This window comes from Aquirufa sp., from assembly GCF_964796385.1.
This window is the reverse complement of record NZ_CBAUBA010000008.1, coordinates 21,038-34,879: the sequence shown is the minus strand read 5'-3', so window position 1 is coordinate 34,879 and position 13,842 is coordinate 21,038. Positions and strand designations below refer to the sequence as shown.

The 13,842-nt window shown below is 42.5% G+C and carries 10 protein-coding genes; 7 read left to right on the top strand and 3 right to left on the bottom strand.

From position 1 onward, the window contains the following. Positions 1-30: 30 nt before the first annotated feature. The 4 genes from AC1W6K_RS04300 (at position 31) to AC1W6K_RS04285 (ending at position 3,642) form a co-directional block, all read left to right on the top strand. Entirely contained in the window at positions 31-534 is a 504-nt protein-coding gene (locus AC1W6K_RS04300; RefSeq protein WP_395784853.1) for an RNA polymerase sigma factor, read from the top strand. Positions 535-640: 106 nt separating this feature from the next. Further along, positions 641-2,107, top strand: coding sequence for a phytoene desaturase family protein (locus tag AC1W6K_RS04295; RefSeq protein ID WP_481946574.1), 1,467 nt, complete (start codon positions 641-643; stop codon positions 2,105-2,107). Between the two features lie 4 nt (positions 2,108-2,111). Beyond that, positions 2,112-2,918, top strand: a complete 807-nt coding sequence (locus AC1W6K_RS04290; RefSeq protein WP_481946573.1) for a phytoene/squalene synthase family protein — start codon at positions 2,112-2,114, stop codon at positions 2,916-2,918. 1 nt (position 2,919) lies between these two features. Continuing rightward, positions 2,920-3,642 carry a sulfite exporter TauE/SafE family protein gene (locus AC1W6K_RS04285; RefSeq protein ID WP_481946572.1) on the top strand — a complete coding sequence of 241 codons (723 nt, stop codon included), beginning with the start codon at positions 2,920-2,922 and terminating at the stop codon, positions 3,640-3,642. Between the two features lie 135 nt (positions 3,643-3,777). Here AC1W6K_RS04285 and AC1W6K_RS04280 read toward each other — a convergent pair whose 3' ends face one another. Continuing rightward, a complete protein-coding gene (locus AC1W6K_RS04280; protein WP_481946571.1) occupies positions 3,778-6,117 on the bottom strand; it encodes a M1 family metallopeptidase in 2,340 nt (779 codons plus the stop codon). A 176-nt stretch (positions 6,118-6,293) separates the two neighbouring features. On the opposite strand from AC1W6K_RS04280, the gene xylA reads away from it, so the two are divergent. Genes xylA through AC1W6K_RS04265 form a run of 3 tightly spaced genes read left to right on the top strand, consistent with a single transcriptional unit; the run spans position 6,294 to position 11,002 of the window. Next, entirely contained in the window at positions 6,294-7,622 is a 1,329-nt protein-coding gene (xylA, locus tag AC1W6K_RS04275) for a xylose isomerase (protein WP_481946570.1), read from the top strand. Between the two features lie 18 nt (positions 7,623-7,640). Then, complete coding sequence (locus tag AC1W6K_RS04270; RefSeq protein WP_481946569.1) at positions 7,641-10,289, top strand: glycosyl hydrolase; 2,649 nt, start codon at positions 7,641-7,643, stop codon at positions 10,287-10,289. Then, positions 10,286-11,002, top strand: coding sequence for a DNA alkylation repair protein (locus AC1W6K_RS04265; protein WP_481946568.1), 717 nt, complete (start codon positions 10,286-10,288; stop codon positions 11,000-11,002). Before AC1W6K_RS04270 ends, AC1W6K_RS04265 begins: the two co-directional genes overlap by 4 nt. 18 nt (positions 11,003-11,020) lie before the next feature. Here the strand turns inward: AC1W6K_RS04265 and AC1W6K_RS04260 are convergent, their stop codons facing one another. Together AC1W6K_RS04260 and AC1W6K_RS04255 are read right to left on the bottom strand one after the other, a co-directional pair. Then, on the bottom strand, positions 11,021-12,832 hold the full coding sequence (locus AC1W6K_RS04260) for a glycosyltransferase (protein ID WP_481946567.1): 1,812 nt from the start codon (positions 12,830-12,832) through the stop codon (positions 11,021-11,023). Positions 12,833-12,836: 4 nt separating this feature from the next. Continuing rightward, complete coding sequence (locus AC1W6K_RS04255) at positions 12,837-13,772, bottom strand: glycosylasparaginase (protein ID WP_481720250.1); 936 nt, start codon at positions 13,770-13,772, stop codon at positions 12,837-12,839. Positions 13,773-13,842: the final 70 nt, after the last annotated feature.

Here is a 13,842-nt window from a genome sequence, read left to right as displayed (position 1 = left end):
AATTTGTTAAACAAAATCAACAGAAAAAAGATGACGGCGTTAGAATTTTCTTATCAAGTAGGCAATTTTTCCAAATTTTTGAAGCCATTTGCGTTACGCTTAACGCGTGATGGAGACGATGCAAACGATTTGGTACAAGACACTTTAGTTAAGGCATATACAAATCGCGATAAGTATATGGATGGAACGAACTTGAAGGCATGGTTATTTACCATCATGAAGAATACGTTCATTACTCAGTACCAACGGATGGTTCGTAGGAACACATTCATTGACACGACAGAAAATTTACATTTTATCAATTCATCAGAAACTGTTCAAATCAATTCCGCTGAATCTACTTTCATGCGTGAAGATATAAATTTGGCATTAAGTCATACAGAAGAGATGTACCGAGTTCCTTTTCTCATGTATTTTGAGGGATTCAAATATCATGAAATAGCAGACGAGCTAGACTTGCCAATTGGCACAGTTAAAAACCGAATTCATATCGCTCGGAAGTCATTAAAGCAGCATTTGCAAATGTATGCATAACATATAATACGTTTTTTGGTTAACAGAGGAGGAAGTAAAAAGTCAGATTTTATCTGACTTTTTCTTTGTCCGGATAACGCATAGAATTCCTATATTTGTTTCGAATATGAAGAAGATAATTGTAATTGGTGCAGGATTTTCAGGCTTGTCAACTGCGACAGCGCTTGCTGATCAAGGATATGAGGTTGAAATTTTTGAAAAAAATGACCAAGCGGGTGGTCGCGCACGTGTGTTCTCGGAAAAGGGATTTGTCTTTGACATGGGCCCTAGTTGGTATTGGATGCCTGATATTTTTGAAGATTACTTCGGCAGGTTTGGTAAAAAGCCATCGGATTATTACAATTTAGTTCGTTTAGACCCGTCGTACACAGTTATCTTGGATGAGCAGCAAATCATCGATATGCCTGCAAATTACACTGCACTAAAAAACTTGTTTGATTCCATTGAGCCGGGTGCTGGAAATGCATTAGATCGATTTTTGGAACAAGCGGCCTATAAATACAAGGTGGGGATTCAAGAATTTGTTTGGAAACCATCCACTAAAATCACCGAATTTTTAAGTCTTCGCGTTTTGATTGATGCACTCCGCATGGATGTTTTTCAATCTTTTTATAGCCATGTTCGGAAGTATTTTAAATCGCCAACGCTCTTGAAATTAATGGAATTTCCCATTTTATTTTTGGGAGCTATTTCGCAAAATACGCCTGCCATGTATAGTTTAATGAATTATGCAGAAATTAAATTGGGCACTTGGTATCCGATGGGCGGTATGCACAATATTGTCAAAGGGATGGTTGCCCTAGCGGAGGAAAAGGGTGTTAAGATTCGGACCAACATGGAGGTTACGGGTTTTGGCATAACGAATGGCCGTGTGCAATCTGTCAAAACAACTTCTGGAACGTGGGAGGCTGATGCGGTAGTTGCCAGTGCAGATTACCACCATGTAGAAGAGCTTTTAGGAGATGCCTATCGAAATTACGATGAGTCGTATTGGGATAAACGTGTCATGGCTCCGTCTTCGTTATTATTTTATTTAGGCATAAATAAGCGTTTGCCGCGCTTGAAGCATCATAATTTATTTTTTGATCGTGATTTCTCCGTGCATTCGCATGAAATTTATACGGAGGCTTCTTGGCCAACTGACCCGCTTTTTTATGCTTCAGCACCTTCTGTGACGGATCCATCTGTGGCTCCTGAAGGTTGTGAAAATGTATTTTTACTGATTCCGGTGGCGCCAAATTTGGTTGATACCGAGGAGGTACGCGAAAAATATTTTGCGCAATTGATGGATCGTTTGGAGGCATATTGTGGTGTTTCGATTCGGGATTCGATTGTTTATAAGCGTTCGTTTGCGCACCGAGATTTCATCGGAGACTATCATGCGTTCAAGGGGAACGCGTATGGGTTAGCGAACACATTGATGCAAACGGCTATTTTGAAGCCTAGTTTAAAAAATAAACGGGTGGCTAATTTGTTTTACACGGGCCAACTAACCGTTCCGGGACCGGGTGTTCCTCCTTCACTTATATCAGGTTTAGTCGTTGCTAAGGAAGTTGACAAATCATTTAACTAGTCAAATGGATTTATATTTAAAGGTATCGCTCGATTCGAGTAAGTTGTTGACACAAGCTTATTCAACCTCTTTTTCATCTGGGATTCGTACTTTGGATAAACAATATCATGAAGCGATTTATGCGATTTATGGTTTTGTGCGTTTGGCGGATGAAATTGTAGATACGTTTCACGACCAGGATAAGCAAGCGCTTTTAGCGCGATTCCGCGCTGCCACCTTTCAGGCAATTGAAGAAAAAATTAGCTTGAATCCTATTTTGCATTCATTTCAATGGGTGGTGAATACATTTCAAATTGGGCATGATTTGATTGATGCTTTTCTAGTTTCCATGGAAATGGATTTGACGGATCGGGTTTATGATGTTGCGACGTACAAAACGTATATATATGGTTCCGCAGAGGTTGTTGGCCTTATGTGTTTACGTGTTTTCTGTTTAGGGAATTCGGAGGAATATGATTTTTTACGTGCGGATGCTTGTGCTTTGGGTTCAGCTTTTCAAAAAATTAATTTTTTACGGGATATACGTTCAGATTTTGATGAGCGTGGACGTGTGTATTTTCCGGGAGTTAATTTTGAAACGTTCTCAGATAAGGAGAAGAAGGAGATTGAGGCTGATATTCAATTGGATTTTGATGCTGGTTTGCGGGGTATTAAGAATTTGCCAAAACCTGCTCGAAAAGGTGTCCTACTCGCATACGAATATTACATTCGATTGTTTGAAAAGATCAAGGCACTTCCTGCATCTCGAGTTAAGGAAGAGCGTATTCGAGTGCCAGATTGGGAAAAATTGTTGATTTACCTCCGCGTGTAATATGGATTTTTGGCTTCTCCTTGTTTTACTAGGCACCATGGCATTTTTATATGCCTCAGTAGGACATGGTGGAGCATCTGGCTATCTAGCCGTTTTAGCTCTATTTAGTGTGGCACCTGTGGTGATGAAGCAATCGGCTCTTTTGTTGAACTTGGGTGTTTCGTTGATGTCTTTTATCGCATTTTACCAACAAGGGTTTTTTAAGTGGCGTTTGTTTTGGCCTTTTGCCTTGGGATCTATTCCGGCTGCTTTTTTAGGTGCGCGCGTTCCACTGAGTGATTCAAGCTATAAACAAATTTTGGGCGTTTGCTTATTGATTGCAGTACTTCGTATGCTAGTTAGCTTACGCGAATCGTCGGCTAAGCCACTTCCTTTGTGGGCAGGTTTAACTGCTGGGTCCTTGATCGGTTTGCTTTCGGGTATGATTGGAATCGGGGGTGGAATTATTTTGAGTCCGGTCTTATTATTGTTTCGATGGGCAAATTTAAAAGAGGCGGCGGCGGTTTCCGCGCTGTTTATTTTTGTTAATTCGATTGCAGGTTTAGCTGGATTAAAAACATGGATTCCCTTAGATAACACCTCGCTTATCTATTGGTTGGCGGCCTCATTAATCGGGGGTTTTTTAGGTGCGAGGTGGGGTGCTGGTGTAGCATCAAATTCGAACGTAAAATGGGTATTAGCTTTGGTGCTTATTATTGCATCAGTGAAACTTTGGTTTGTATAAATCGAATAGTTGTCCATTCGATATTTTATCAGTTTCTAGGCGTAAATTATCAGTTTTTTTCTAGGTGAGTTGCATCTAAAACCGGTTTTTTGCTAACGCTGCCGGGGTCTTCAACCCCGGCAGCGTTTACCCTCCTTAGTTTTTCGAGCCAGTTACGGCCCCTGCTTTTTTGGCGTTTTGAGCCTCCTGCATAGGATTTAGGCCTCCACCATAGCTGCGCGGTTGCGCTTTAAATAGTTGCACGCGGGTCGGCTGAGCGGGCTCACGTGGAAATGCATTGTCATCTGTATCGATATCCGCAATTTCAAAAAATGGGTCTAGCGTCCATTTAACGACTTTTTTCGACGTTGGTATGATTTTCTTCGCCTCGACATCGTTCAAACGCCACACCTCGGCAGGGAAGCGTAAAATCTCATCCGTTCCATCCTCATAATTCAACTTGATAATTACCGGCATTGGTAATCCCCCCTTATTTTTGAAATTAACGACGTAGAAGTTTTTACCCTCTGAAACCAATTTGCGTTCCTCCTCCGACAAACCTCCCAAGTAATCTTGGTATTTTTTCTTCTCTGCATCTGATGTTGCAAAGCGATCATAGGTATTGTAAAAATCCGTTAAGTCCGGATTTTCTTCAACCACCGTAGATTTAATATCCGTTTTGTTACGAATATTCGACATTGTTTGGCGCTTCGCGTCAGCTTTGGCTTTTTCTGATGACTTTTTAGCTACTGGATCCATATTGTCCACGCCAAACCATTCAACCGTCTCAATGGACTGATTTACGGGCTCCGTTCCGTAGAACCATCCACGCCAAAACCAATCTAAATCAACACCCGATGCATCCTCCAACGTACGGAAGAAATCGGCCGGATAAGGTTGTTTAAAGGCCCAACGGCGCGCATATTCTTTAAATGCATAATCAAATAATTCGCGCCCCATAACCGTTTCGCGCAAGATATTTAAAGCAGCAGCTGGTTTAGCGTATGCATTGTTTCCGAAGTCCATAATGTTTTCCGAATTGGCCATAATTGGTACTTGATTCTTCGAATCCAACCGCATGTAAGGCACAATGCTTTGTGGTTCCCCACGACGCGCTGGGAAATTGCGATCCCATTCTTGTTCCGCTAAATATTGGCAAAACGTATTTAAGCCTTCATCCATCCAGGACCACTGACGCTCATCTGAGTTTACAATCATCGGAAAGAAGTTATGACCTACCTCGTGAATGATTACACCAATCATACCGTTTTTGACATTTTCTGTATAGGTACCATCCGCCTCAGGCCGACCGCCATTAAACGAAATCATTGGATATTCCATACCACCACCTAACGTCGCATGACATGAAATTGCGACTGGATACGGATAAGCAATCGTTCTTTTTGAATACGATCGCAAGGTATGCGCTACGACCATCGTCGAATATTTTCCCCAAAGTGGATTCGCTTCTTTCGAATAATACGACATCGCCCAAACTTTTTTCCCTTCCACGTCCACCTGCAAAGCATCCCAAATAAATTTACGCGATGCCGTAAATGCAAAATCACGTACATTATCAGCCTTAAACAACCATGTTTTTTTGCCTGTTGGCTTACCTTTTTCTGCAACTTCCGCTTCAGCTTGCGTCACGATTTCCACCGGACGTGTGGCTGTTTTTGCTTTTTCCCAACGCTTCAGTTGCGTTGCCGTCATGACTTGATTCGGGTTAAGAAGTTCTCCGCCGGCGCCAACAACCAAGTCGTTTGGTGCCGTGATTGCTACTTTATAGTTGCCAAAATTTAAGGTAAACTCACCTTGGCCCAAAAACTGCTTATGCTGCCAGCCGTATACGTCGTTATAAACAGCCATTCGTGGGAACCAGTGTGCAATGAAATAGTTTGAATTACCATCTTTGGTAAATAATTCATACCCTGAACGGCCATAATATTCTGTAATCAGATAATTCCAATCGATATTAAAAATCACTGAGCCCCCCGACTTCACCGCAGTTGGCAAATCAATGCGCATCATTGTTTGATTAATGGTATGGCGCAAAGGATTACCTTTGGCATCTTTTACAGCTGTAATTTTATACCCAAAATCCTTGGGGTTTGTCAAATCTTTGAAAGCAGACGCAGGAATACCATTTTTTATTTCGCCAGTCTCCGTTGTTTTGCTTGCCGAATTTTTCTCAAACAAATTTTGGTCTAATTGAATCCATAAATAAGACAATTCATCCGGTGAATTATTGAAATAGGTAATCGTTTCAGTCCCTGTAATTTTTCGATTGATATCGTCCAATTCCACCTTGATGTCGTAGTCAGCACGTTGCTGCCAATAATCTTTTCCAGGAGATCCACTCGCCGTTCGATAGGTATTGGGCGTAGGAAGTGTAGACTCAAGTTGCTCAAAACGACCGTTGGCATTGTATTTCGTTTGCGCGAAAGTGGGAAATGTGATCAGGAATAGAATTCCGAACTTGTATAATTTGTTCATATGATGAAATAGTATTTTTCAAAAATAGAAAAAACTTATTGAAAACATAATGTTAATATACAAACACATCTGTGCTACACTATGCTAAAATTATCACAGTACCCATTTGGTTTCAAGCGTATAATTTGTATTTTTGATGCTTTAGAAGCAAATCAACGTATTTTTCAACTACACACATGAGCGTATTAATTGGACAAAAAGAATATTTCAAAGGAATTAATCAAATTAAATTTGAAGGTCCCGAATCTGATAATCCCTTAGCATTTCGCTATTACGATGAAAATCGAATTATTGCTGGTAAATCCATGAAGGAGCATTTGCGCTTCGCCATTGCTTATTGGCATTCTTTCTGCGGCGATGGTGCTGATCCTTTTGGTCCAGGTACGCATCATTACCCTTGGGATGTTGCGTCTGATGCGCGTCAGCGTGCTGCCGATAAAGCAGATGCGGCGTTTGAATTTATAACTAAAATCGGTGCGCCATTTTATTGTTTTCATGATGTGGATGCGATTGAAGGACATAATGATCCGAAAGAATTCACAGATCGAGTGAAATTCATCACGGATATTTTCGAGAAAAAACAAGCGGAAAGTGGGGTTAAGTTATTGTGGGGTACGGCCAACTTGTTTTCGAATGAGCGTTACATGAACGGTGCGTCCACGAATCCGAATTTTGAGGTAGTCGCTCATGCAGGGGCCCAACTAAAAGGAGCGATTGACGCAACGATCAAATTAGGTGGCGGCGGATACGTATTCTGGGGAGGTCGCGAAGGCTACATGACCTTATTGAACACTGACATGAAGCGTGAGCGGGAACATTTTGCGCGCATGTTGCATACATGCGTGGAGTATGCACGACGGAATGGATTTAAAGGAAAGTTCTTTATTGAGCCAAAACCATGTGAGCCTACTAAGCATCAGTACGATTACGATGCGGCAACGGTTATCGGTTTCTTGCGCGAGTTTGACTTGTTGTCGGAATTTGGATTAAACTTAGAAGTGAACCACGCGACTTTAGCGGGTCATACATTTGCGCATGAGTGCCAAGTTGCTTCCGATGCGGGGATGTTGGCCTCGATCGATGCAAATCGCGGTGATAATCAAAATGGATGGGATACGGATCAGTTCCCAACCGATATTTACGAATGGGCTGAAGCTATGTCAATCATCTTAAAGCAAGGTGGATTAGCGGGTGGCGGTATCAATTTTGATGCCAAGCGTCGCCGTAATTCAACAGATGCTGCAGATTTATTCTATGCGCACATTGGTGGCATGGACACGATTGCACGTTCTTTAATTATTGCCGATAAATTAGCTTCTCATGGCGAAATGGATCGCTTGAAAGCAGCGCGCTATGCTAGTTTCAATTCGGGTAAAGGTGCAGATTTTGAGGCTGGAAAGCTTAAATTAGAAGATTTGTACCAAATTGCGGTAGAGATTGGCGAGCCAGCTATGATCTCTGGGAAGCAAGAATTTTTGGAGAATTTGTTAGGTCGTTTTGTCTAAAAAAACGACATTCGGGGTATGATCAAATTCAGATACCTTTTATTTTTCATACTAATAGCAAAAGCAGTGGGAGCTCAAATACCTGCTGCTTTTTCTACGTCTAAACCTTGGGCGTATTGGTGGTGGCCGGGAAGTGCGGTGACCGAAAATGGAATTACCCATAACCTGGAGGCTTTTTCCAAAGCCGGTTTTGGTGGTTTGCACATTATCCCCATTTATGGCGCCAAAGGTTATGAGTCAAAATTTCAGCCTTATCTAAGTGACGGCTGGAATCAGAAGTTTGCTTTTGTACTAAAGGAGGCCAAGCGGTTACATTTGGGTATTGACATGACGCTTGGAACCGGTTGGCCTTTAGGTGGCCCACAAATTCGAAAACAAGACGCCGCCAAATCGTATAAAATAGAGCTCATTTCGTTAGCACCAGGTCAAAATTGGGTGCCAACTCCCGACATAAAAGCTGCTTCAGTTTATGTGAACAAGGTATTTGTGGAGGATTTAGTGTCCTTGAAAAAAGCAAGTTTTCAAGCGGGGTTGGAGGGAGCGCAGGTGTATGTGTTTAAGGAGAGTCTGACGAACCAACAAGTCAAGCGGGCAGCTCCAGGGGCGGAAGGATTGGTGATGGATCACTTTAGTAAAGCTGCATTTACCCAGTACCGGGAATTATTTGTCCCCTTGTTAAAGAAATCGAATGCGCCATTAAGGGCTTTATATAATGATTCGTATGAGGCTTATGGGGCGAATTACACGCCTGATTTATTTGCAGAATTCCAACGAATGAATGGCTATGATTTGCGCGTCTATCTGGATGTTATGGCCAAATCAAAAGCTGAATCTGATGCTGAAAACGCTATTTGGGCAGATTATCATCGAACCTTAGCTCATTTATTATTAACCGAGTTTACGCAACCTTTCGCCTCATGGATTAAGCAAATGGGCTTTGTGAGTCGGGATCAGGCGCATGGTTCTCCCGGCAACTTATTGGATTTATATGCTGCGGTTGATATTCCAGAAACGGAGTTTTTTGGCAGTAAACCGTTCGATATTCCGGGGTACCGCGTCGATCCGGATTATGATTCGGTTCGCTTTGGTATTCCGGATGTGCGAAACTTGAAATTAGCTTCATCGGCAGCTAACCTGACCGGGAAGAAATTGGTCTCCTCCGAGACAACAACTTGGCTAGGAAATCACTTTAAAGTTTCATTGGCTCAGGTGAAGCCTGTCGTCGATCAGGTTTTTATCGGCGGAGTGAATCATATTTTTTACCATGGGGCAACCTATTCGCCCCCAGAGGTCGCTTGGCCCGGTTGGTTGTTTTATGCGAGCACCAACTTCAATCCGCAAAGTCATTTTTGGGAAGCCTTGCCTGAGTTAAATCGGTATGTGGATAATTGCCAAAAAATGTTGCAGGCGCATCCCACAGATGCGGATGTGCTGATGTATTTCCCGATGGAGGATATTTGGCATGAACGAAATGGTAAGGGGAAAACACATCCGCTTGATTTACATGCCAATAGTCGGGATTGGATGAAAAATACGTCTTTTGGACACTGGTCGGAGCACATGCAAACCAAGGGTTACCAAGTTGATTATGTGTCTGATTTGCTCATGAAAGGCTTGCAACCAACCGCTAAAAGGACATTTAGAACGGCTTCTGGCGCCGAGTATAAGATGTTGTTGATTCCTGCCCCACATTTTGTTTCACTTGAAACGATGGAATTGTGGGCCAAATGGGTGAAACAAGGTTTACCTGTTTACTTTTTGGAACACATGCCTCTTCAGCCAAATTCGTTTGGCCTAACGGATGAACAAAAGGACCGTTGGCACGCTGCTCGTGAAACCATGGTGATGCGGTGGGTTTCTGACCCCACCAACATCCTGGAACGCTATCGGATTAGTCGGGAATCGATTGCCGACCAAGGAATTTCATTTATTCGTAAGCGTTCGCCTCAGGGAGCTCGGTATTTCATTACGAATTTGTCCAATCGTTTTTCGGAAGGGATGGTTCGTCTCGCGAAGGGAACGATGGATATGGAATTGCTCGATCCGATGACTGGGGTAAAATCGGTGGTTCACGCAAATAAAGACAAGGAATTTTTCTTGAATTTGGCGCCTGGCCAAAGTCTTTTGGTCAGTCAGGTGCCCTTGAAGTCAAAGGTTCAGGTGATTGGGGATAAGGTAATTAGTCCGATTGAGCCGTTGGGTCAAGTCTCAGTCAGTTTTCCGGATAAGCAGTTAAAATCGTTGGTTTTGGACGACTTGGATTATTGGACTCGTGATTCATTGACGCACGATTATTGGGGGAAAGGGACGTATGCCTTTGATTTTGAATTGACTGCGGAACAATTGCCACAGGCGAAAATTTTGCATTTGGATCAGGTAAGGGATTGGGTACGCGTGAAAATTAATGGGGTTGATTTGGGAATTAGTTGGTCACTTCCGTATCAGATTCAAGTTCCGGCTGGTGTATTAAAGACGTCAAATCATATCGAATTAACAGTAACGAATGTATCTGCAAATCGCATCCGTAAGCTCGACCGCGAACGGGTAAATTGGAAGAATTTCTATGAGATCAATTTCGTTGATATTCAATACAAGCCTTTCGATGCATCCAGTTGGGATGTAACTGAAAGTGGGTTACAGGGTAATTTGTATTTTTCAAATCGATGAGTTTTGTCAAGGAGTTAACGGCTGCATTTTACGCATTGGATCATCCGGAAAATGCCTATTGGATGCGTGGGTATATGCGGGATCAATATCCGTTTATTGGGATTAAAAAACCGGAACGAACAGTCGTATTTAAGGCTATTTATAAAGCACATGGCCAGTGTGAAGATTGGTTTGAGGTCTGTTCTGAATTATTTGCTATGCCGGAGCGCGAATTTCAATATGCCGCGATGGACTATTTAATGATGTCTCAAAAATGTTGGGACAAGCGCTTGCCCGATTTGATTGATCGTTGGGTAGATGCCCAATCGTGGTGGGACGTGGTGGATATTTTGGGTCCCAAAGTGCTGGGTGATTATTTTTTGCATTTTCCTGGAGAGCGAGATGCTTGGATTGCGCGTTGGATGGCTTCGCCCGTTTTTTGGCACCAACGACTCTGTATTTTATTTCAGTTGGGCTATAAATCAAAAACTGATTTGGTGCTTTTAGCTCAGGTGATTCTAGCCTTGAATTCTTCTAAAGAATTTTTTATTCAAAAAGCAATTGGTTGGATTTTACGGCAATATGCGCGGACAGATGCCGACTGGGTGCACGAATTTGTCGAAGAAAATGAGTTGATGCCTTTGTCGAAACGCGAGGCCCTGAAGCACATTTCCCACCTACCTTTGGCAAACCTTGGAGGATTGCCAAAGGTAAGGGGATCTGAGGATTTTTGAACCTCAAAAACTGATAATTTATTTGCGCTTTTTCAATACCGCAAGTTCATGTGCTGTGTCGTAATAACCCCGCAGATTTGACCAATCAAATGTGTCCGCAATACTCTCTACTCGATTACGCTGCGTGATGCGATCCCGCTGACTTTGTTGGACGAATTTGAAAAGTAAATTCGCCAATTGCTCTGCAGATTCTTGGTAGTTCTGCGTTTTTCGATTCACCACACTCACACCCCATTGTTCATAATCGCGCATAATTTGCATCATGTAATCCCCGAAACCCGATAAGTCAGACGTAACCGTAGGCACACCGCGTGCCATACATTCGAGCGGCGTATAGCCCCAAGGTTCATAATAGGAAGGGAAAACACCCAAATGGCAACCACGTACAAATTGGCCATAATCAAGACCAAACAACGGATTGGTCGAGACAATGAAATCGGGATGGTAAACCACTTTCACTTTATCCTCTTCATTATTCAACAAATTTGTCCGATGCAAATTTCGAATAATATCGTCCTCTTGCTTGAGTAAATGCGTGACCACTTTGGGCCGCGCATTTGTTTTCCATGTTTGAACGGTCCTTCGTAAACGTAATCGCCAGTATTCGTTTACAAAATCATTTAAATCAGGTAATGATAAATCTTTAGAGGCAGCGGAGGCTTGGAATAATTTCTCGCCAACTTCCTTTTCAATAGCCTGGCAGTTTTCGCGAATTTCGTCTAAGACCGCTCGGGAATGCAAAACTTCTGGGTCGATCGAATGGTAAGGTTGTTTGGTGATAAAAAACATAATCACCGTCTTACGAGAACCAGATTCTTTCATTTTCCGATTCAAAATCTCTAACGCATCCAGTGTCAAATCATATCCTTTATTCGAATATTCAAAGCGCCCCGAAGTAAACAAATACAAGGTTTGTTCTAAATCAAATGGTTGGTTTTGAAAGAAGTGGCCCATAACAAAATCCGAAATACGTTTTTTGTAAAGGGAATGCAGGTTTTGGTGCTCGTGGAGCGCCGCAAAACGCTGAATGTTTAAGCCGTTTGGCAAAATTAATTCAGGAATTCTACCCAAGAATGCAACACATTCTTTCGCAGTAATATCCGAAACGGTCGTCAATACATCCGCTTTTTGAGCCGCTGCACGTTCGAAGGAAGCTTGCGCCTCAATTCCATAATGTTTGGCCTCTTTAAGCCAATCAAACTTGTCCAAAACATCGTAGAAATTGGGAACGTTTCCGGCCAGGTAGCGCCCCAACATGGTCGCGTGGGTGGTAAAAACCGTCGCTATTTTTACTTTTTCTTTACGTAAATCAGGAATACACGTGGAGGCCATCCATTCATGAAAATGAACGATAATGTCTTTTTTGGCCTTATTTTCAGTCGCTAATTGACTTAAGAAAAGTCGAATCATCTCACCAAAAACAACTGTTTGATTGACCAAGTCCTCAACACCCAAGGTCGAAATTTTATGATTTTCCCAAATGCGTCCTTTGATTTCGTCCACGTCTTTCATGAGCGAAGCAATGTCAAAAAGCACAATTTTCGGTTTACCGGTGATGAGCCAATTGCCATAATGAACCTCCAACCCTAAGTTGCGCATCCAGCTAATGGTTTGGCCAACCGCAGTTTCTTCGTCGATGGCTAAGGGCTCAAATTCTGCTGCAGCAGTTTGCGTAAAATAGGGTCCCAAAAGCAAATAGTCTTGTTCCCATTTCTCCACCATGGCAGGTACTTTGGTACGAATGACGGTATAAATTCCACCTACTTGATTACACGTTTCCCAGGCAACTTCTACCAAAAACTTTTTCTTATTGGTCGCTTTTTTTTCCATAAGTCTAGGACATGTAATAGCCACTTTCAATTACTTGCGTGACGTTATTTTTCGTAATTGTGAAATTAAACCCTTTTTGAATAGAATAAGCGCCATATTCCCCTTTTTTGTTTAGGGCAAGATAGCCCACCTGGAATTCTTGATATTTATAACGCTTCACAATCCGCATAATAGCCGCCTCGCAGGCTTGTTGGGGCGACATACCTTGCCGCATAAACTCCACAATCAAAAAGGAACCTAGCGTCTTCATCACAAATTCTCCTAATCCTGTGGCACAAGCACCACCAACTTCATCATCGCAAAAAACCGCTCCACCAATAATCGGCGAATCACCCACGCGACCATGCATTTTAAATGCCATGCCACTCGTAGAACAAGCCCCCGCGATTTCGCCTGATTTTCCGAGGGCTAATAAGCCTATCGTATCATGTCGCTCAATATTTACTTTCGTTTCGTATTTTGATTCTTTTTTCCACGCCTCCCACGCTTTTTTAGATTTTTCGGTCAATAAGTTTTGTTGCTTAAATCCCTGTGATAAGGCGAATTGCAAAGCACCTGCACCCGAAAGCATAACGTGCGGAGTTTTTTCCATGACAGCCCTTGCAACCGAAATCGGGTGCATGATTCCTTCCAAAAAGGTAACTGATCCCGCATTTCCCAAGTGATCCATAATGCACGCATCTAAAGTCACATGCCCATCTCGGTCTGGATAACCCCCGTAACCAACCGTTGTCTCCTCCGGATTCGCCTCAGGTACCCACGCACCTGCTTCAACGCCATCTAACGCCTTTCCAGTTTGCATAATTTTGTCCCAACCAGCTTTTGTTCCTGCCTCATTTTTCCAGGTTGCAATGATGATTGGTTCTAAGCTTTGACCCGTGGAAATTGTACTAGCAGCCCCCATAAGGCCCGCTGATTGCAGAAATTGTCTTCTTTTCATGTAGTAACGTTGTTGGCGAAATGTAATTAAAAGTAATTTATTTGTTGGTTGTTCGACAATTGCGTAAAAT

Coding starts and splice junctions, on each gene's coding strand:
- AC1W6K_RS04300 (WP_395784853.1), top strand. CDS start 31: ATGACGGCGTTAGAATTTTCTTATCAAGTAGGCAATTTTTCCAAATTT.
- xylA (WP_481946570.1), top strand. CDS start 6,294: ATGAGCGTATTAATTGGACAAAAAGAATATTTCAAAGGAATTAATCAA.
- AC1W6K_RS04285 (WP_481946572.1), top strand. CDS start 2,920: ATGGATTTTTGGCTTCTCCTTGTTTTACTAGGCACCATGGCATTTTTA.
- AC1W6K_RS04255 (WP_481720250.1), bottom strand. CDS start 13,772: ATGAAAAGAAGACAATTTCTGCAATCAGCGGGCCTTATGGGGGCTGCT.
- AC1W6K_RS04295 (WP_481946574.1), top strand. CDS start 641: ATGAAGAAGATAATTGTAATTGGTGCAGGATTTTCAGGCTTGTCAACT.
- AC1W6K_RS04260 (WP_481946567.1), bottom strand. CDS start 12,832: ATGGAAAAAAAAGCGACCAATAAGAAAAAGTTTTTGGTAGAAGTTGCC.
- AC1W6K_RS04265 (WP_481946568.1), top strand. CDS start 10,286: ATGAGTTTTGTCAAGGAGTTAACGGCTGCATTTTACGCATTGGATCAT.
- AC1W6K_RS04280 (WP_481946571.1), bottom strand. CDS start 6,117: ATGAACAAATTATACAAGTTCGGAATTCTATTCCTGATCACATTTCCC.
- AC1W6K_RS04290 (WP_481946573.1), top strand. CDS start 2,112: ATGGATTTATATTTAAAGGTATCGCTCGATTCGAGTAAGTTGTTGACA.
- AC1W6K_RS04270 (WP_481946569.1), top strand. CDS start 7,641: ATGATCAAATTCAGATACCTTTTATTTTTCATACTAATAGCAAAAGCA.